This window comes from Chryseobacterium sp. NFX27 (assembly GCF_049887855.1).
Lineage (GTDB): Bacteria > Bacteroidota > Bacteroidia > Flavobacteriales > Weeksellaceae > Chryseobacterium.
Map to the genome: position 1 here is coordinate 23,332 of NZ_JAGEKK010000023.1, position 17,431 is coordinate 40,762.

Annotated in this window: 15 protein-coding genes; 6 read left to right on the forward strand and 9 right to left on the reverse strand. The window is 38.6% G+C overall.

Annotation, left to right across the window (positions count from 1 at the left end):
* Window positions 1-35 precede the first annotated feature (35 nt).
* Together J4Q03_RS19235 and dapA are read right to left on the reverse strand one after the other, a co-directional pair.
* A complete protein-coding gene (locus J4Q03_RS19235; RefSeq protein ID WP_426049732.1) occupies window positions 36-539 on the reverse strand; it encodes a GNAT family N-acetyltransferase in 504 nt (167 codons plus the stop codon).
* Window positions 540-694: 155 nt separating this feature from the next.
* Window positions 695-1,567 carry a 4-hydroxy-tetrahydrodipicolinate synthase gene (dapA, locus tag J4Q03_RS19240; protein ID WP_426049733.1) on the reverse strand — a complete coding sequence of 291 codons (873 nt, stop codon included), beginning with the start codon at window positions 1,565-1,567 and terminating at the stop codon, window positions 695-697.
* Window positions 1,568-1,673: 106 nt separating this feature from the next.
* Here dapA and J4Q03_RS19245 point away from each other — a divergent pair, with 106 nt between their 5' ends.
* From J4Q03_RS19245 to recO, 4 genes are read left to right on the forward strand one after another with little or no spacing between them, the layout of a single operon-like run.
* A complete protein-coding gene (locus tag J4Q03_RS19245; protein WP_426049734.1) occupies window positions 1,674-2,432 on the forward strand; it encodes a 5'-nucleotidase C-terminal domain-containing protein in 759 nt (252 codons plus the stop codon).
* Complete coding sequence (locus J4Q03_RS19250) at window positions 2,432-3,382, forward strand: bifunctional metallophosphatase/5'-nucleotidase (RefSeq protein WP_426049735.1); 951 nt, start codon at window positions 2,432-2,434, stop codon at window positions 3,380-3,382. The genes J4Q03_RS19245 and J4Q03_RS19250 overlap by 1 nt, the downstream gene beginning before the upstream one ends.
* Window position 3,383: 1 nt before the next feature.
* On the forward strand, window positions 3,384-5,642 hold the full coding sequence (locus J4Q03_RS19255; RefSeq protein ID WP_426049736.1) for a hypothetical protein: 2,259 nt from the start codon (window positions 3,384-3,386) through the stop codon (window positions 5,640-5,642).
* Window positions 5,642-6,328, forward strand: coding sequence for a DNA repair protein RecO (recO, locus tag J4Q03_RS19260; protein WP_426049737.1), 687 nt, complete (start codon window positions 5,642-5,644; stop codon window positions 6,326-6,328). Before J4Q03_RS19255 ends, recO begins: the two co-directional genes overlap by 1 nt.
* A gap of 32 nt (window positions 6,329-6,360) precedes the next feature.
* On the opposite strand, the gene J4Q03_RS19265 is transcribed toward recO, so the two are convergent.
* The 4 genes from J4Q03_RS19265 to J4Q03_RS19280 form a co-directional block, all read right to left on the reverse strand.
* Window positions 6,361-9,018, reverse strand: a complete 2,658-nt coding sequence (locus J4Q03_RS19265) for an MGH1-like glycoside hydrolase domain-containing protein (RefSeq protein WP_426049738.1) — start codon at window positions 9,016-9,018, stop codon at window positions 6,361-6,363.
* A gap of 172 nt (window positions 9,019-9,190) precedes the next feature.
* Entirely contained in the window at window positions 9,191-10,000 is an 810-nt protein-coding gene (locus J4Q03_RS19270; RefSeq protein ID WP_426049739.1) for a glucose 1-dehydrogenase, read from the reverse strand.
* A gap of 73 nt (window positions 10,001-10,073) precedes the next feature.
* On the reverse strand, window positions 10,074-10,547 hold the full coding sequence (locus J4Q03_RS19275) for a GNAT family N-acetyltransferase (RefSeq protein ID WP_426049740.1): 474 nt from the start codon (window positions 10,545-10,547) through the stop codon (window positions 10,074-10,076).
* A gap of 4 nt (window positions 10,548-10,551) precedes the next feature.
* On the reverse strand, window positions 10,552-11,169 hold the full coding sequence (locus J4Q03_RS19280; protein WP_426049741.1) for a DUF1684 domain-containing protein: 618 nt from the start codon (window positions 11,167-11,169) through the stop codon (window positions 10,552-10,554).
* Window positions 11,170-11,306: 137 nt separating this feature from the next.
* Between J4Q03_RS19280 and J4Q03_RS19285 the strand changes: the two genes are divergently transcribed.
* Window positions 11,307-12,890 (forward strand): GMC oxidoreductase, encoded by a 1,584-nt coding sequence (locus J4Q03_RS19285; protein ID WP_426049742.1) that lies wholly within the window; start codon window positions 11,307-11,309, stop codon window positions 12,888-12,890.
* On the opposite strand, the gene J4Q03_RS19290 is transcribed toward J4Q03_RS19285, so the two are convergent.
* From J4Q03_RS19290 to mqo, 3 genes are all read right to left on the reverse strand, one after another.
* A complete protein-coding gene (locus J4Q03_RS19290) occupies window positions 12,891-13,757 on the reverse strand; it encodes an AadS family aminoglycoside 6-adenylyltransferase (RefSeq protein ID WP_426049743.1) in 867 nt (288 codons plus the stop codon).
* 13 nt (window positions 13,758-13,770) lie between these two features.
* Window positions 13,771-14,172, reverse strand: coding sequence for a hypothetical protein (locus J4Q03_RS19295; protein ID WP_426049744.1), 402 nt, complete (start codon window positions 14,170-14,172; stop codon window positions 13,771-13,773).
* Between the two features lie 90 nt (window positions 14,173-14,262).
* A complete protein-coding gene (gene mqo, locus J4Q03_RS19300; protein WP_426049745.1) occupies window positions 14,263-15,768 on the reverse strand; it encodes a malate dehydrogenase (quinone) in 1,506 nt (501 codons plus the stop codon).
* Between the two features lie 259 nt (window positions 15,769-16,027).
* Here mqo and J4Q03_RS19305 point away from each other — a divergent pair, with 259 nt between their 5' ends.
* On the forward strand, window positions 16,028-17,425 hold the full coding sequence (locus J4Q03_RS19305; protein ID WP_426049746.1) for an aminopeptidase P family protein: 1,398 nt from the start codon (window positions 16,028-16,030) through the stop codon (window positions 17,423-17,425).
* Window positions 17,426-17,431 lie beyond the last annotated feature (6 nt).

A 17,431-nucleotide genomic window follows, 5' to 3' on the forward strand; every position in this document is an offset into this window, starting at 1 on the left:
GAATTAAAATTAAATGTTACAGAATTTTAAGTCAATTATTTGTGAATTAAGAATTCCATAAGGTAATCATCCATTACATAACCGCCTCCAATATCAAAGATTCCTTCATCATAAACCTTGTATCCCTGGGATTCATAGAAGTTTCGGGCGGCATTATGTTTATTGACATTTAAAATAATTCTCCGATCTCCATTCTCAGACGCTTTACTGTTTAAAAACTGAAGCGCTTTTTTACCAAAGCCCTTCCCTTTGCTCTCAGGAACCAAATAAATCCTGTGCAATTTTGTAGTTCCCTCTTCATAATGGTGCTGGTACCCGATAAACCCTTCATAAGAGTTACTATTTTCATCCTGAATCAGGTAATAATGATAATCCGGATTCTGTAAATGACTCCCGATTTCAGCCTCAGAGTACATCTCTGAAAGCATATATTCCATCTGCTCATCCGACAGAATCTCTGCATAAGCGTTTTTCCAGGATCTTCTCGCCAGATCCTGAATAAGGGGAATGTCTTTTTCTGTTGCTGCAGTTAATTTCATATTCTTCTTGATTAAAAAAAGTGAAAAGCCGGAGCTTTTCACCTGTTATTTTATTGTGAATGGTCAATGGTGAATGGTGAATTTTAATTAATTCTCAAAAATTGACTCCTCACTTGCAAAGCAGAATTCACTATTCACATTTTACCTATTAACTATTAAATTTTTGCCATTTCAGCTTTAATTTTCGCATAAAGTCCTTCCGAAGCAGGAACTAAAGGAAGTCTTAAATAATTTTTAATGATTCCTTTTTCTGTAAGGATTACTTTAATTCCGCAAGGATTTCCTTCTGCAAAAATCAATCTTGTGATCTCTACCAGTTTATTGTGAATTTCATAAGCTTCTTTCACTTTTCCTTCAAAAGCCAGCTGAACCATGGTAGAAAATTCTTTCGGATACCCCTGCCCTATTACAGAAATCACTCCGTCCCCACCTGCTAAGGTTACAGGAAGTGTGTATTCATCATCTCCTGAAACCAATGAAAATCCTTCAGGTTTCTTTCTCAGAATATCAAAATACTGAAGAATATTGGGTGCCGCCTCTTTGATCATGAATAGATTCGGGAATTCATTAGCCAGACGAATCGTGGTATCTGCCTCAACATTCTGTCCTGTTCTTGAAGGAACATTGTAAATAATGATATTCTTACCGGTAGATGCCAGCATTTTATAGTGCTGATAAAGACCTTCCTGATTAGGTTTATTGTAATATGGAGAAACAGAAAGTACGGCATCAAATGCAGAAAGATCTGCTTCTTCTATCTGTTTCTTTACTTCAAGAGTATTATTCCCGCCAATTCCCAAAACCAGGGGAAGACGTTTATTATTAACCTTAATGATATGCTCAATCACCTGTTTCTTCTCCTCTTCAGAAAGCGTTGCAGCTTCTGCTGTAGTTCCCAAAACAACTAAATAATTGGTTCCGTTTTCGATATTATACTCAACAAGTTTTGTTAAGCTATCGAAATCAACGGATAAATCTTCATTAAAGGGTGTTACCAACGCAACACCTACTCCTTTTAAAATGCTCATCTGTTAGAATTATTTTTTTCAAATTTAATAATTTACGATAAGAATTTGTAATAAATAATAATGTTTTATTATACATATAATTATATTTGCATATACTAAAAGATATATGAAAAATAAATTCTTGTTACTAGGAATTGCTCTGGCCGCACTTACCGCCTGCAAAACAGCTTCTACGCTGCAGCTGGCACAAGTTCAGCCTCAGAAAAATATTTCTATTAATAATGAGCTGAAAAATGATGAGGAATTTGTAAAAGTTATTGAACCTTATAAGCAGAAGCTGGACAAAGAGATGAACCAAAAGATCTCCCATACCAGCGTAGATCTTACAAAGCAGGGTGATAACAGCAATCTGGGTAATCTTTTGGCCGACTATACTTTTGAAGGTGCTGATGCATGGACGAAAAAGAATCTTAATAAAAACGTAGATGCTGCTCTGATCAATATCGGCGGAATACGTACTACAATTGGTAAAGGCGATATTCTTCTGAAAAGTGTTTTTGAAGTAATGCCTTTTGAAAATGAAGTGATCATTGTAAAAATGAAAGGTTCAGATCTTCAGGGACTTTTTGATTATTATGCAAAAACTCAGGTCAACAATCCTGTTTCTCACTTATATATTGAAACCAATAACGGACAGCTTACCCAATCTCTGATCAATGGAAAGCCTGTAAATTCTGATCAGGATTATTACATCGCTACTTCAGATTATCTGGCACTTGGCGGAGACAATATGAAATTCTTTTCCAAAGGGGAATCTATTTCTACAGGGATCAGATTAAGGGATCTTTTCATTGAATATTTCAAGAAAACATCCGAAGTGGTTCCGAATACAGATGTTCGTTTAAATTTTACCGGTAAGAAATAATGGATAGAAAAAGTTTTTTAAAAGTAATAGGTGGAGGATCTTTAGCAGCAGCTTTAGCTCCCAATATGATGATGGCGGAAGAATTGAAACTCAATCCTTTTAAGTCTGAAAATAAACTCACCATTCTACATACCAATGACCAGCACAGCAGAATAGAACCTTTTGACTCAAGCTATACAAAGAATCCCAATCAGGGAGGATTTGCAAGAAGGGCAAGCCTGATACAGCAGATCAGAAGTCAGGAAAGTAATGTTCTTCTTCTGGATTCCGGTGATATTTTTCAGGGAACTCCTTATTTTAATTTCTTTGGAGGCGAGCTGGAATTTAAATTGATGTCTATGATGAAGTATGACGCTTCTACAATGGGAAATCATGATTTTGACAATAGCCTGGACGGTTTTCTGAAAGTTCTTCCTAATGCGAAATTTCCATTCATCTGTTCAAACTACGATTTTAAAAATACGGTTCTGGACGGAAAGACATCACAGTATAAGATCTTCAATAAAAACGGAATAAAGGTGGGAATTTTCGGAGTAGGTATTCAGCTGGACGGCTTAGTAGGCAAGAAACAGTATGGTGAAACCATCTACTCAGATCCTGTAGATGTAGCCCAGCATTACTCCAATTTCCTTAAAAACGAACAAAAATGTGATCTTGTGATCTGCCTTTCCCATATCGGCTATGATTATAAAGATGAACCTAATAAAGTAAGCGACAAAATTCTGGCTGCTAAAACAGAAAATATTGATATTATCTTAGGCGGACACACCCATACTTTTTTACCTGAACCACAGACATTCACCAACAGACAGGGTAAAAACGTTCTGGTGAATCAGGTAGGATGGGCAGGTCTTCTTCTCGGCAGAATAGATTTTTACTTTGATGCCAATAAAAACGTAAAGCATATTTCCTGGAACAACCAGACAATAGACAGCAGCATAACCGTATAATATGAAAAAACTCTCTTTAATCTCTCTCGGTATTTTAGCCTCCCTGCAATTCGTGAATGCGCAGGTGATTTCATCAAAAAAATGGACGGATCTTTTTTCCTACAACAATGTTTTGGCTATGAAGGAAGACAATGGAAAGATTATTGCCGCTACTGAAAACGGGATATTCTACTATACCATTTCAACCGGAGAGATTACAAAGCTGTCAAAAGCTAACGGCCTCCATGACGTTAATATATCCGCCTTCGACTATAACCCGCAAACTAAGATAGGTGTAATAGGATATGCAAACGGTTCTATGGATGTGATTACCCCGCAGGAAATCAAATATATTGTGGATATTCCTATTGCAAACGGTTATAACGGAAGTAAAAGAATCAATCATATTTCGATTACGGGAGATCAGGCTGTAGTATCTGTAGGCTATGGAGTTTCTATATTTAACATTAACAAAAAAGAATTCGGGGATTCTGCATTCTTTGTAAGCGGTGGTGTATATGAAGCCAGCAACGAAGCAACTATATTTGGAAACAAAGTATATTCTGTAACCAATACCGGACTTAAAAGCCACGAAATGAATACTACATTTCCGGTGTTTTCCACCTGGTCGACAGAAATACCGGGATCTTATAAACATATTGACGCGGAGTCTTCACTTATATTTTCATCTGCCACCTCCGCATTTATCTACAATAATGGTACGGGTACTCCGCTTCCGGCAAGTTTCGGAAACATTCAGGATATTGTGATCAATTCAACCAATATTATCGTAACAGACAGCAGAATTTATACATTCGGATTAAACGGAGTGTCTTTAAACGCTGTAAGTATGGGAGAAGACTGCAATACAGCCATAACAGCCAACGGAAAGGTATACGGCGGAACAATACTGTCCGGAATAAAGGAAGAAAGTGGTACTACCTATAAGCCGTCAGGTCCATATTCAAACTCATCATACAAGATCAATCTGTATGACAACAATCAAATGTTGGTATCGTCCGGATCCAGAGTGAACAGATATAACCAGCCCGGAGAAAATCCGAAAAAGCCTGGTTTTTATTATTTTAACGGATCAGAGTGGCTTCGATCTTCTTTTTTTTCAACAACTGCCGCTCCAATCAATGTTCTAGATGCAGTAATGAATCCTGCTGACAACAGTGAGGTCTTTTTCACAAATTATACAGTGGGTTCACAAGGTGTATATAAAATGAAATATAATACTGGCAATAAGGATTTTGACTTAGTAAAATATTATGATCTAGGAGCACCTGGTATATTTTACCGCCGCCCAGTAGGGTTTGCACATGATAATCAAAATAATCTTTTTGTTTCTTTTGGTTTCAACGATGGAAGTCCGTCTATTGGAATTTATGATAGAGGAACTGATGATTTCGTAATAAAAAAATTCGGAATAACAAGTGATGCTGTACAAACTCCTGTTTATTACGAAAATATGCTTTGGATCCCAACTTCGAGAAGCAATAATTTTATAGTTTACGACTACAAAAATGCTACCAATCTTTCTGATGACAGTGATTATATATTACAAGATACCAATGGATTTGCAGGAAACTCAAGAGGGACCCTGTCTGTAGCTTTTAGTAAGTCAGGAGATGCCTGGATAGGTACCGACAGTGGCCTAAGAATATTACCTAATGCTGCTGCAGAAATAAAAAATCCGGATCCAAAAGTAGAACCTATTATTATAGAACAGGGTGGACTTGGAGAAGAGCTTTTCAGAGATGCCCAAATACAACAAATAGAAGTAGATGCCGGAGATTATAAATGGATTTCTGTAGATGGCGGCGGTGTATATTACCTTTCTTCCGACGGACAGCAAACGATAAAGCATTTTACAAAGGAAAATTCCCCTCTTCCAACCAATTCCGTTACTGATATAAAGGTAGACAGAAAAACAGGAAAAGTATATTTTGTAACATTTAATGGCATTGTAGCTTATCAGGGAGATGTAGCAGATGTGACCGCTAACTTCGGAAATGTAGTGATTTATCCTAATCCTGTAGTATATTCAAACTTTAAAGGAAAAGTTACCATTAAAGGGCTTGCGGAAAAAACAAATATCAGAATTGCTGATGCGGCAGGAAATGTAATACATTCTGCAGTAGCCAGAGGAGGTTATTATGAGTGGGATCTAAACAACATGAAAGGGAACAGAGTAGCTTCAGGTATTTATTTTGTACTGATGACCAATGAAGACGGTTCGGATAAAGCTACTGCAAAAATAGCTGTGGTTAATTAATGAATTCACAAAACGGTTTTTTATTATCATTTATAAAATACGGAGAAAATGATGCAGTCCTGCATTGTTTTACAGAAGAGGAAGGCTTTCAGACCTATTTCGTAAAAGGGATTTATTCCAAAAGAAATAAAAAGAAAGCCCTGCTTCAGCCTTTGAATATGCTCTGTTTTACCATTAATCCTGCAAGGGGTAATGGAATCCCTTCAGTATCAAGATTTGAGCTGGTAAAGAACCATGATATGTATATGGATATCAAAGCCAATACGGTCATATTCTTCATCTCCGATTTCCTGAATCAGGTTTTAAGGCACGAAAATAAAAATCCAAATCTCTTTTTCAGTATCGATGAATTTGTCAATGAGCTGGCAGGCAAAAACTATCAGTGTCATCTGCTTTTTTTAATTACAGTATTAAAAATTCAGGGAGTTGCTCCTCTGATCAATGACGGGCAATATTTAGATCCCGAAACCGGAACATTCTCTATAAGTCCTTGTCACCAACTGTTTACCGAAGAAATATCAGCCGTCTGGAAAACAGCCATTTGCTCAGAAAATCTCTATGCTACAAAGATACACTCTTCATTAAGAAAAGATTTTTTAGATAGTCTTCTCGTCTACTACCATTATCATATTACAGATTTTAAGATCCCCACATCGCTGGAGGTTATCCAACAGATTTTTGAATAATCTGAAGGTAAGAAAGTTTGAACCCCCAGCCTTTACCCCTTAGCCTCTTCAGGCATTTCCGTTTCGGATTCCGCCATTTCTTTTTTAGAGAATCTTGGCTGCAGAATTTTTGCAATAAGGCCCGTCCATCCTGTTTGATGGGATGCTCCTACTCCTCTTCCGTTATCGCCATGGAAATATTCATAGAATAAAATATAGTCTTTGAAATCCGGATCCGTCTGGAATCTTTCATACTGCCCATTTACCGGACGTTTCCCGTTGTCATCCATTAAAAAAATTTTGGACAGTCTTTTACTTAAAGAATCTGCAATCTGGTCCAGATTGGAATAATTTCCGCTTCCGGTAGGATATTCCACCAGAAAATCGGGACTGTAATAAAAGAAAAACCGCTGGAGGCTCTCAATAATCAGAAAATTGATTGGAAACCAGATCGGTCCGCGCCAATTGCTGTTTCCGCCAAAAAGACCGCTGTCGCTTTCCGCAGGAGTATATTTTACACAATAATCTGCTCCGTTCAAACTCAAGGTATAAGGATTCTGTTCATATTCTTTCGACAATGCCCGCACTCCATACTCGCTTAAAAACTCTTCAGGATTAAGCATTCTTTTCAGCAGCCTTTTTAACCGGTGTCCGCGCAATAGCGACAGAAGGTGCTTGGAATCCTGTCCCTTCACTTCCCATCTTGATACCAGGGAAGCCAGTTCCGGTTTATTTTCCAGAACCCATTTCATTCTTTTCTTAAAATTGGGAAGATTTTCGATCATTTCATCATCAATTACCTCAACGGCAAACATAGGTATCAGCCCTACGATAGTTCTTAATCTTAAATACATATGATTTCCATCACTGGAAGAAATAGCATCATAGAAAAATTCATCTTCCTGATCCCAAAGACTGAAATTCTCCTCTCCCATATTATCCAGCGAGTTAGCAATAGAAAGGAAATGTTCAAAAAATTTCATCGCCATTTCTTCATACACCTTGTTGTAAAGGGCCAGTTCAAGAGCAATTCTCATCATATTAAGAGCAAACATGGCCATCCAGCTTGTCCCGTCTGACTGTTCCAGCTGTTCACCGTTCGGAAGTGTTGTGTTCCGGTCAAAAACACCAATATTATCAAGGCCTAAAAAACCTCCTTCAAAAATATTATTGCCATTATTGTCTTTTTTGTTGACCCACCATGTAAAGTTCATCAGCAGCTTCTGAAATGCACTTTCCAGGAATTCAATATCAGGTTTTCCTTTGATGTATTCATCAATTTTAAAAACCCTGAACACAGCCCATGCATGAACCGGAGGGTTTACATCACTGAAATTCCATTCATACGCAGGAAGCTGCCCGTTGGGATGCATATACCATTCGAACAGGAAAAGTTTCAGCTGTTGCTTAGCAAAGTCCGGGTCTATTAAGGAAAAACTAATGGTATGAAATGCCAGATCCCAGGTTGCATACCAGGGATATTCCCACTTATCAGGCATAGAAATGATATGCTCATTATTGAGATGCTTCCAGTCGTAGTTTCTGATCTTTTCCCGGGATTGAGGTGGCGGCGTTTCTGCAGGATCTCCTTTCAGCCATTTTTCGACATTATAATGATAAAACATTTTATTCCAGAGCATTCCCGCAAATGCCTGGCGCTGTACCAATTTTTCGTCCTCCGACTCTATCCCTTTTTGAATTTCAGCATAAAATTCATCAGCTTCTTTTTTCCTCAGATCAAAAATATCATTAAAATCTGCAAATGGATCTTTCAAATCCTTATCCGTCATTCTGAATTCAAAAATTCTAGATTCCCCGGCTTGAAGTATCTCATCAAGAAGAAAAGAAGCTTTAGTTCCCATACACTGTGGATTTACAGCCTGGGAATTTCCGTTGATAACAAATTCATTGATGCCATCTTTGCAGTATTTTGATTCATTGGGCGACTGGTAAAGTTTTTCGGTATTGGTTTCATTATCACAAAACAAGGTCTTAAGCGACTGTTTTGCATACACATTTTTAATTTCAATATTTTTGTGGTTAATGGCAATATGCTGTGCATCTTCACTGCTCAGCTGTGGCTTATAGTTATCGTAGCCCCATTTCCATGTATTCCTGAACCAAACTGCCGGCAACAGGACAATGGGTGCTTCATGTTGAGATCTATTGATTATTGTAAGTTTAACCAGAATATCATATTCGCTTTCCTTAGCATATTCTATAAATAGGTCAAAGTATTCGTTCTGATCAAAAACTCCCGTATCGATCAGTTCATATTCAGGTTCATTTTTATTTCTTTCTGCATTGGTTTTTAAAAGATCTTCGTAAGGAAAAGCATTCTGAGGATATTTGTACAGCATCTTCATATAAGAATGGCTGGGCGTTGAATCCAGATAGTAGAAATATTCCTTTACATCTTCTCCATGGTTTCCCTGCCCGTTGGTAAGACCAAAAAAACGTTCTTTTACCATTTTATCTTTCTTATTCCAGAATCCTATAGAAAAAACCAGCTGCTGAAGATCATCACAGATTCCACAAATACCTTCTTCACCCCATCGGTAGCTTTTAGATTCCGCGGTATCATGAGTGGTATAGTTCCATGCATCTCCACTTTCGCTGTAATCTTCACGAACCAGCCCCCACTCGCGATTGCTGACATAAGGTCCCCATTTTTTCCATGACATATCTGAAAGTCTCTGTTTTTCTGACATCTGTTTTTGTTGTATAATGTGAAATGTGTTAAGATTTTAGACATGAGATATCGGATGGCAGACATCAGATTATTGAAATATGAAGTCCTGTTATCATAACCGGCAATAACTCATCCCCACTCTAATACTCTAATACTCTAATACTCTAATACTCTAATACTCTCAAACCCAACTACCCTCCAGTAGAAAAGCTCTCAAAAGTGGTCATTGCCCCGTCTACAAAAATGCTGGTTCCGGTGATATAATCCGCCAGGTCACTTGCTAAAAAGGCAGCTAAATTTCCGATATCCTGTGGCTGCCCAATCCTGTTGTAAGGGATAAGATTAAGCAGTGAATTCAATGCTTCCGGAGTACTCCAGGCGTCTTTATTGATTGGTGTCTGGATCGCGCCCGGACAAATGGAATTGACACGGATTCTGTCAGCTCCATATTCCTGTGCCAGAGTCTGCATCAGCATTCTGATAGCTCCTTTGCTCGCAGCATAATTGGCATGTCCTGCCCAGGGAATAATCTCGTGAACTGAACTGATATGAATAATTTTTCCGCAGGCAATAGAACGGGACGGGTCTATACCACGGCGCAGAAATTCTTTTATAGCTTCTCTTGCACAGAGAAATTGTCCGGTAAGATTCACTCCTATTACCGCATTCCACTGGTCAAGGGTCATGTCAGTAAACTTGGCATCTTTCTGGATCCCGGCATTATTGATCAGGATATCTACGGTTCCGAATTGTGAAACGGTATCCTGGAACATTTTGATGACCTGATCTTCTTTGGAGACATCACATTGGTAAGTGATCCCGTGTCCGCCTGCATCTGTAATTTCCTTTAAGACAGCCTGTGCCTCACCTGTTGATCTTTCTGAAGAATGATTGACAATAATTGTTGCCCCCGCAGAAGCCAGGGATTTTGCTATTCCCGAACCTATTCCGCTGGAAGCTCCTGTAACGACAGCCACCTGATTTCGAAGTGATATTTCCATATTTTTTGATTTGATGTTACTCAAAGTTATGGAAACAATTCAGCAGGATGGAATTTTTGAATTTAAAATTTTCTTAAAGTTTTTTATCCATCAGATATTGGGGACCGCTTCTTCCTATTCTTGTTTTACCGTTGTATAGATAACCTGCTTTCAGGTAGGTATGATACGCTGAAACATTTTTCTGGTTAACCGCAAGAACAATCTCATTGCAATAAGGAAAATTTTCTTTGACAAAATCACCCACTTTATGCATCGCTGTTTTTCCTATTCCTTTTCCCTGTAAGCCGGGATTTATAGAAAAAGATCTCAGTAAAACAGATTTTTCGTTGTCAGTAAGGTCCAGTTTGTCTTCTCCAAAATCCAGGACAAAAAAACCTGCAGGCTTCTCATCTTCAAAAATGGTAACGGCAAACGCTTTACCATCATTCCTCTCTTTAATTCTATCCAAAGCTTTTTCTACCGTTGAAGTATACTGCAGCTGATTTTCATCCAGTGCATAATTAAGCTCCGTGAAATCGGATTCTTTAAAAATTTCTAATCTGACCATATTCTTAATGATGATAAATATCCTGGTACATTACACCGGCTCTGATCTCCACCGGAAGCTTATTTTCTTCAGGAACAATCGGACAATTGTAATCGTAGGCATTGTATGCACAATAAGGCTGATAGGACTGATTGAAATCCAGGATAATGGTATCTCCTTTTGGGATTTTCAGATCCATATATTTTCCGCCGCCGTAGGTTTCTTTTTCATTGGTAGCGTCCCTGAAGGGAAGAAATAAATAGTCTTTATATTTTTTCTGCTTAATCAGATCAAGGCTTTGATATAAGGTTAGCGCATAGGATTTTCCATCCAGTTGAAATGTTGCTTTTCCGTATTCCTTATAAGATTTCGTTTTTCCTGAAGAGGTTGGAAGCTCAAAAGGCCTGGCATTTTTTGTCTTACTGAATTTGGCAGTGACCCTATATTTAAAATCTACCGGAAAGAATGGATGTTCCTTAAAATTCGTAAAATTATCTCCACGCAAAGGTGTTTTTTTTGGATTAAGATATTCTGCATTGAGCTCTTCCTGAAATTTCCTGATCTCCATGATCTCTTTTGAAACCATTTTTTGAGAAAACATAAAAAGCGGAAAAAACAAAAATAATAAAATATATTTTTTCATGATCCCTTTCAAAATTATAAGTAAAACTATGAATTTTTCATGGCATGAAAAGTTAAAATTGTAATAAAAACACATAATCTGTTTTAAATAATCCGTACTTCAATTTTTTTAGCATATTTTTTGACCCTACAGAGCACATGGACAGAAAGACATTCATTAAGACAGGCATTCTCGCGGTATCAGGTTTTTATTTCCTCAACTCTAATTTATTTCAGGCTATACAGCCCAGGACAGGAAAACAGGAAAAAGAGATCATAGAGACTCCGATACTTATTATTGGAAGCGGATACGGAGGTTCTGTTTCTGCCCTCCGGCTTTGTGAAGCCGGAAAAAAGGTCGTTATGCTGGAAATGGGTCTCAACTGGGAAAAATCTGGGATTCCGTTTTCGAATATGCTGAAACCGGGGAAGAGTGCCGCATGGCTGAAAAAAAAGACCATTGCCCCATTTATGAATATTTTTTCTCTGACTCCTTTTACGGGAACTTTGGACAGAATGGATTTTGAAAATATTAATATCTGGGTAGGCAGAGGTGTAGGCGGCGGCTCTCTTGTTAATGGCGGAATGGCCGTTACTCCTAAAGAAAGCTATTTTAAAGAGGTATTTCCTGATCTGGATACTGATAAGTTCTACAATCACTATTTTCCTTTGGTACACAAAGAACTGAAGGTAAATGTTATTGGAGAGCAGTTTTTAAAAGACTGTTCCTATTATAAATTTACAAGAGTAGGTGAAGCAGAAGCCCATAAAGCAGGCTTTAAAACCATACGGGTTCCCAATGTCTACGATTTTCAGTATATGGAAAAGGAATATAGAAATGAAGTTCCCCGCTCTGCTTTTAACACAGAAGTGATTTATGGAAATAATCACGGTAAGAACAGTCTGGATAAAACGTACCTGAAAAAAGCTCTGGATACCGGAAATCTTGAGATCCTGGACCTTCACTGTGTTGAAAATATTAAACTTAATGATGATAAAACCTATACTTTACAAGTACGGCAAACCGATACATCAGGCGCTGGAATTGCTGATAAACTATTCAACTGTAAAAAGCTGATTATGGCTGCAGGAACAATGGGAACTTTAAAACTGCTGTTACATTCCAATGCCGTCAATGGTTTCCCGATTCATGAACAGGTTGGAAAAAACTGGGGAAACAACGGTAATTTTATGACCGGCAGAAACTGGGTAAAGCCTCTTTCAGGCGGAACAGGCTCCAGGCAATCGACCATTCCTGTGGGTGGTATAGATAACTGGGACGATAATGAACATCCTTTTTTTACAGAAATCGCTCCGCTTCCTATGGGAATGGACGTAGCAACAGCATTATACCTGCTGATCAACCGGGTGGATAAAAAGGGAGAAGTTTTTTATGACAGTACAAACAAAAAACTCAGTTTGGACTGGGACCAGAGCCATACCATTAAAATGAGGGAAAATGCTGATTATTTCATAAAAAAAATGAACAGAGCCAATGGCGGAACGAGAAGCCATTTCTTATTTAATAACGGTTTCGGGGCAGATGTGTGCTATCATCCGCTGGGCGGCTGTGTTTTGGGTAAGGCTACTAATGAATACGGAAAATTAAAAGATCATGAAAATCTTTATGTTCTGGATGGATCTTTGATTCCGGGGACTATTGGTGTCAATCCCTTTGTTACGATCACCGCCATTGCAGAATACTGTATGGAAAACCTGATTACACAGAATGAATTTGCCTGATTAAGACATGAATTTCACCTCATCCAGGTATTTCCTGATATCATCTTCATGTTTCTGAGGATATTCAAAATCAAGCTTCTGTGCCAAAGCTGTTCCCAGATCGTGTACAAGATCCGCAGCAGCATACAGGGCACGCCAGTTATCATTAATATTGCTGCCTGAAAATGTAGCTTCTACCCGCCTCCAGAGTTCTGCAGAAAGATATTTTCTGAAAAGACGCCCGTGTTTATTGGTCGTTATATTTTCCCAGTCATGACCGCTGGCAATATACCATTCGATAAGAGGAACGAGATAATCTGTCCTGATCACATCTTCGGACATGAATTTAGCATAAAAAAGGTCACCGCGTTTAAGGCATTTTGCCACATAGGTTGTATCCCACCAGAAATCGTTCATCAATTGATGAAATCCCTGTTGTGTCGGCTTATGGATCATGATGGACTGATAGGTCGGCGGTTTCAGATCTATAGTAAGCCGGTCTTTATCAACCAGAACTTTATAGCCTACATCCCAATCTTCCGGAAGACATTCCTCCTGAGCTTCTTTTCTAAATTTTGATTTCTGATAAAGTTTAAAATCAACCTTCACATGATCTGCGTACAGTACCATTTTCATGGCGTGTTTTCCTTCAAAACAAGTCTCATCTTCTTCCACCATGGAAATCGGCTCACCAAAAAGATAAATCCATTTTTTATCAACCTCGTATTCTTTCATGTTTTCAAAAACCAGTTCTACATCGAGGTCACTGAAATCATCTACAGGCGCATATGGATTCACCAGTGAACTGGTCAGCAGTACAGCACGGATATCAGGATTATTTTCTGCCCAAATGATGATCTGCTTCAGTTTTTCTTCGCGTACTTTCATCCCTTCCGTTACGTTAATAGGATTCTGAGATTTTCACGCGGTAAACGTCCAGAGAATTTCTTTTAATAGACTCCACAAAAAAACCTCCTTCTTCCGGAATAACTTCTTTCAGGTCGAAACTTTTACAGTCCCTCGGCAAGCCGGAAAACACTAAAGTAAACCAGAAATCCTGCATAAACGGAACAGCTGTCCAGTTGGGATAGATCGTAATATTCTCGGCATGGATCAGCTTACTTTTATGGTCAGACTGGTTATCAATAAGGTAAGTGGAATTCCAGATCCGGATCAGGTTGCCCAAAAACGGTGATGCCGGAAAACAGCAGTGTACAATAACCTGCTTCTCCTCTTCTACTTTAGTTTGAAGAGATGCCAGGAGTTCTTTAGCAATAATGGGTTTTACAATTACTTCTTCCACTTCTATATGGGTAATGGGCAATAAATAAGCAATGAGTAATGTGAAAAATTAGTAATGGTATTACTGATTACCCATTGCTTATTACTTATGTTAGTATTCTAATTCCAGTTTTTCTTTGGTATAGTTTCTTACTTTCTCTGTAAGTTCAGGATTCTGGGCTAATTTGTGGCCATAGGAAGGAACTATTTCGAATAATTTATCTTTCCACTCTCCGTTTAATTTTTCAGGGAAACATTTTTCAAGAACATTCAGCATTGCATATACTGCTGTGGAGGCTCCCGGGGAAGCACCGAGCAATGAAGCAATGGTTCCGCTTTTATTTACAACCACTTCAGTTCCGAATTCCAGCTTTCCGCCTTCTTTTTCATCTTTTTTGATGATCTGTACTCTCTGCCCGGCTACTTTCAGTTCCCAGTCCTCTTCTTTGGCATCCTTGATGAATTCTCTCAGGTGCTGCATTCTCTGGGATTTCGTCATCGCCACCTGCTGAATAAGGTATTTAGTCAGAGGAAGATTATGCCACCAGGCACCAAATAATGATCTTAAATTTTTTGTATTAACACTTTCAGGCAGATCCAGATAACTTCCCTCTTTCAGGAATTTTGTAGAAAATCCGGCAAAAGGGCCGAAAAGAAGTGCTTTTTTACCATCAATAATTCTAAGATCCAGGTGAGGAACAGACATTGGCGGAGCATCTACAGTGGCCTGGGTGTATACTTTCGCATGATGCTTTTCTACCAGTTCCTGATTATGACTCACTAACCACTGTCCGGAAACAGGGAAACCTCCATACCCTTCGCTCTCTTTAATATCTGAACTGTCCAGCAGCGGAAGGGCATAGCCACCGGCACCGATAAATACAAAATCTGCAACGACTTCCTGTTTATGATTGTGGATCCTGTCTTTCACCTTCATTTCCCATTTTCCGTCTTCTCTCAGATCAACATCTTTTACTTCATGGTATAAGAATACCTCAACATTTGAATCTTCAAGCAAATGCCTTCCCATTTTTCTTGTTAATGTTCCGAAATTCACATCCGTTCCCATATCCATTTTGGTCGCAGCCATTACTTCCGACTGATTTCTTTTGCTCATTACCAAGGGGAGCCATTCTCTGAGCTGTTCATGATCCGTAGAATATTCCATACCGGAAAACAGGACGGATCCGGACATTTTTTCGTGACGCTTTCTAAGATATTCAGCATCTTTTTCACCAAATACCAAACTCATATGCGGACATGAATTGATAAAATCTTTAGGATCCTGAACATATCCTTTGGTAACCAGATAGGCCCAGAACTGTTTTGACATTTCAAACTGTTCCGCAATACTTTCTGCCTTGGTTATATCAACAGTTCCGTCTGGTTTTTCAGGAGTATAATTAAGTTCACAAAAAGCAGAATGTCCCGTTCCTGCGTTGTTCCACGCTGCGGTACTTTCTTTCGCAAACCTCCCAAGCCTCTCGAATATGGCAATTTCCAGATTGGGATCAAATTCGTGAAGCAGTGTTGCTAAAGTGGCGCTCATAATTCCGCCGCCTATCAGTACAACGTCATATTTTGGTTTCGGTGTTCTGCTTGTAAGCGAGTGTGGCATAATTCTAAAATTTACATCAAATTTCGGGAAAAGTTTTATAAATAAAGATGGGTTTAACGATTTTAACACGTTAATTTTTGTACTTAAAAAGTATTCAAACAGACAAAAAAATCTATGAAACGGTCAATATACTGTCCTATCGAAATAAGTAATTGAATAATCCCTTCATTATTTATTATAACTTTTATATTTTAGCTTATAATTTGCAAATATCGATTCATGAACGCTTTTTAAGATATTTGTTTTAATACTTAATGATATGTTTGAAAAGAAAGTGTACGTTCAACGACGTTCTGCATTAAAATCGAAATTAAATTCAGGGATATTGCTCTTTTTAGGTAATGAAGACAGCCCGATGAACTTTAAAGATAATATTTATCACTTCAGACAGGACAGTACCTTTCTGTATTATTTTGGAATTAACGAACCTTCACTGGCAGCCATTATCGATTTGGATGAAGATGAAACCATTCTTTTCGGAAATGAGATGAGTATTGATGATATTGTATGGATGGGCAGACAGAAAACGTTAGCTGAAAAAAGTGAAGATTCCGGCTTATCAAATATTCTTCCGCTGGACCAGCTCGATATTTATCTCAAAAAATACCAGGAGAAAAACCGTCCCGTCCATTTTTTACCGCCTTACCGTCCGGAAAATAAAATTAAACTGACAAATTGGTTTGACATTCCTGTAGATCAGCTTAAAGAACGTGCTTCATTAAGTTTTATAAAAGCCGTTGTTGCACAGCGTTCAATAAAATCGGCTGAGGAAGTTGCAGAACTTGATCGTGCAGCATCAACATCGGCTGATATTCATTTGATGGTGATGCAGCAGGCTAAGCCCGGAATGTATGAGCGTGAACTTGCTGCAAAAATACAAAGTGAGGTACTGGCTTCAGGAGGCAGTCTGGCGTATCCCGTAATCTTAACGGTTCAGGGTGAAATCCTCCATAATCATTATTATGGTAATCAACTCAGGGAAGGTCAATTAGTCTTGAACGATTCCGGAGTGGAAACTGCTCTAGGATACGCCGGAGATCTTACCCGAACTTTCCCTGTGGGCAAAACATTCAGTGCGGAGCAAAAGGATGTTTATGATATTGTACTCAGTGCCTATCACCATGCAAAAAGTCTTCTGGCACCTGGTGTAAGATATCTGGATGTGCATTTGGCTTCCTGCAAAATACTGGCACAGGGCTTAAAAGACATCGGTCTGATGAAAGGTAATATTGAAGATGCGGTCCAGGCTGGTGCCCACGCTATGTTTTTTCAGTGCGGTACAGGCCACATGATGGGTCTGGATGTACATGATATGGAAGATTTGGGTGAGCAATACGTAGGATATACTGATGATCTTGTTAAAAATACTACTCAGTTTGGCCTTAAATCTTTAAGGTTGGGCAAAGCACTGGAAGCAGGTTATGTATTAACCGTGGAACCGGGTATTTACATTATTCCGGAACTTATCGACCGTTGGAAAGCATCTGATCAGTTTGCCGAATACATCAATTATGATAAACTGGAAACATTCAGAAACTTCAGCGGCATCAGAGTGGAAGATGATTTTCTGATTACGGAAAGCGGCAGCAGAATGTTGGGTAAACATTTAGCCTTAACTACTGAAGAAATCGAATCGATCAGGAGCCAGGCTTATTAGAAAAAT

Excerpts from the sequence above, each read along its gene's own strand:
- J4Q03_RS19235 (WP_426049732.1), bottom strand. The coding sequence starts at position 539 with ATGAAATTAACTGCAGCAACAGAAAAAGACATTCCCCTTATTCAGGAT.
- dapA (WP_426049733.1), bottom strand. The coding sequence starts at position 1,567 with ATGAGCATTTTAAAAGGAGTAGGTGTTGCGTTGGTAACACCCTTTAAT.
- J4Q03_RS19245 (WP_426049734.1), top strand. The coding sequence starts at position 1,674 with ATGAAAAATAAATTCTTGTTACTAGGAATTGCTCTGGCCGCACTTACC.
- J4Q03_RS19250 (WP_426049735.1), top strand. The coding sequence starts at position 2,432 with ATGGATAGAAAAAGTTTTTTAAAAGTAATAGGTGGAGGATCTTTAGCA.
- J4Q03_RS19255 (WP_426049736.1), top strand. The coding sequence starts at position 3,384 with ATGAAAAAACTCTCTTTAATCTCTCTCGGTATTTTAGCCTCCCTGCAA.
- recO (WP_426049737.1), top strand. The coding sequence starts at position 5,642 with ATGAATTCACAAAACGGTTTTTTATTATCATTTATAAAATACGGAGAA.
- J4Q03_RS19265 (WP_426049738.1), bottom strand. The coding sequence starts at position 9,018 with ATGTCAGAAAAACAGAGACTTTCAGATATGTCATGGAAAAAATGGGGA.
- J4Q03_RS19270 (WP_426049739.1), bottom strand. The coding sequence starts at position 10,000 with ATGGAAATATCACTTCGAAATCAGGTGGCTGTCGTTACAGGAGCTTCC.
- J4Q03_RS19275 (WP_426049740.1), bottom strand. The coding sequence starts at position 10,547 with ATGGTCAGATTAGAAATTTTTAAAGAATCCGATTTCACGGAGCTTAAT.
- J4Q03_RS19280 (WP_426049741.1), bottom strand. The coding sequence starts at position 11,169 with ATGAAAAAATATATTTTATTATTTTTGTTTTTTCCGCTTTTTATGTTT.
- J4Q03_RS19285 (WP_426049742.1), top strand. The coding sequence starts at position 11,307 with ATGGACAGAAAGACATTCATTAAGACAGGCATTCTCGCGGTATCAGGT.
- J4Q03_RS19290 (WP_426049743.1), bottom strand. The coding sequence starts at position 13,757 with ATGAAAGTACGCGAAGAAAAACTGAAGCAGATCATCATTTGGGCAGAA.
- mqo (WP_426049745.1), bottom strand. The coding sequence starts at position 15,768 with ATGCCACACTCGCTTACAAGCAGAACACCGAAACCAAAATATGACGTT.
- J4Q03_RS19305 (WP_426049746.1), top strand. The coding sequence starts at position 16,028 with ATGTTTGAAAAGAAAGTGTACGTTCAACGACGTTCTGCATTAAAATCG.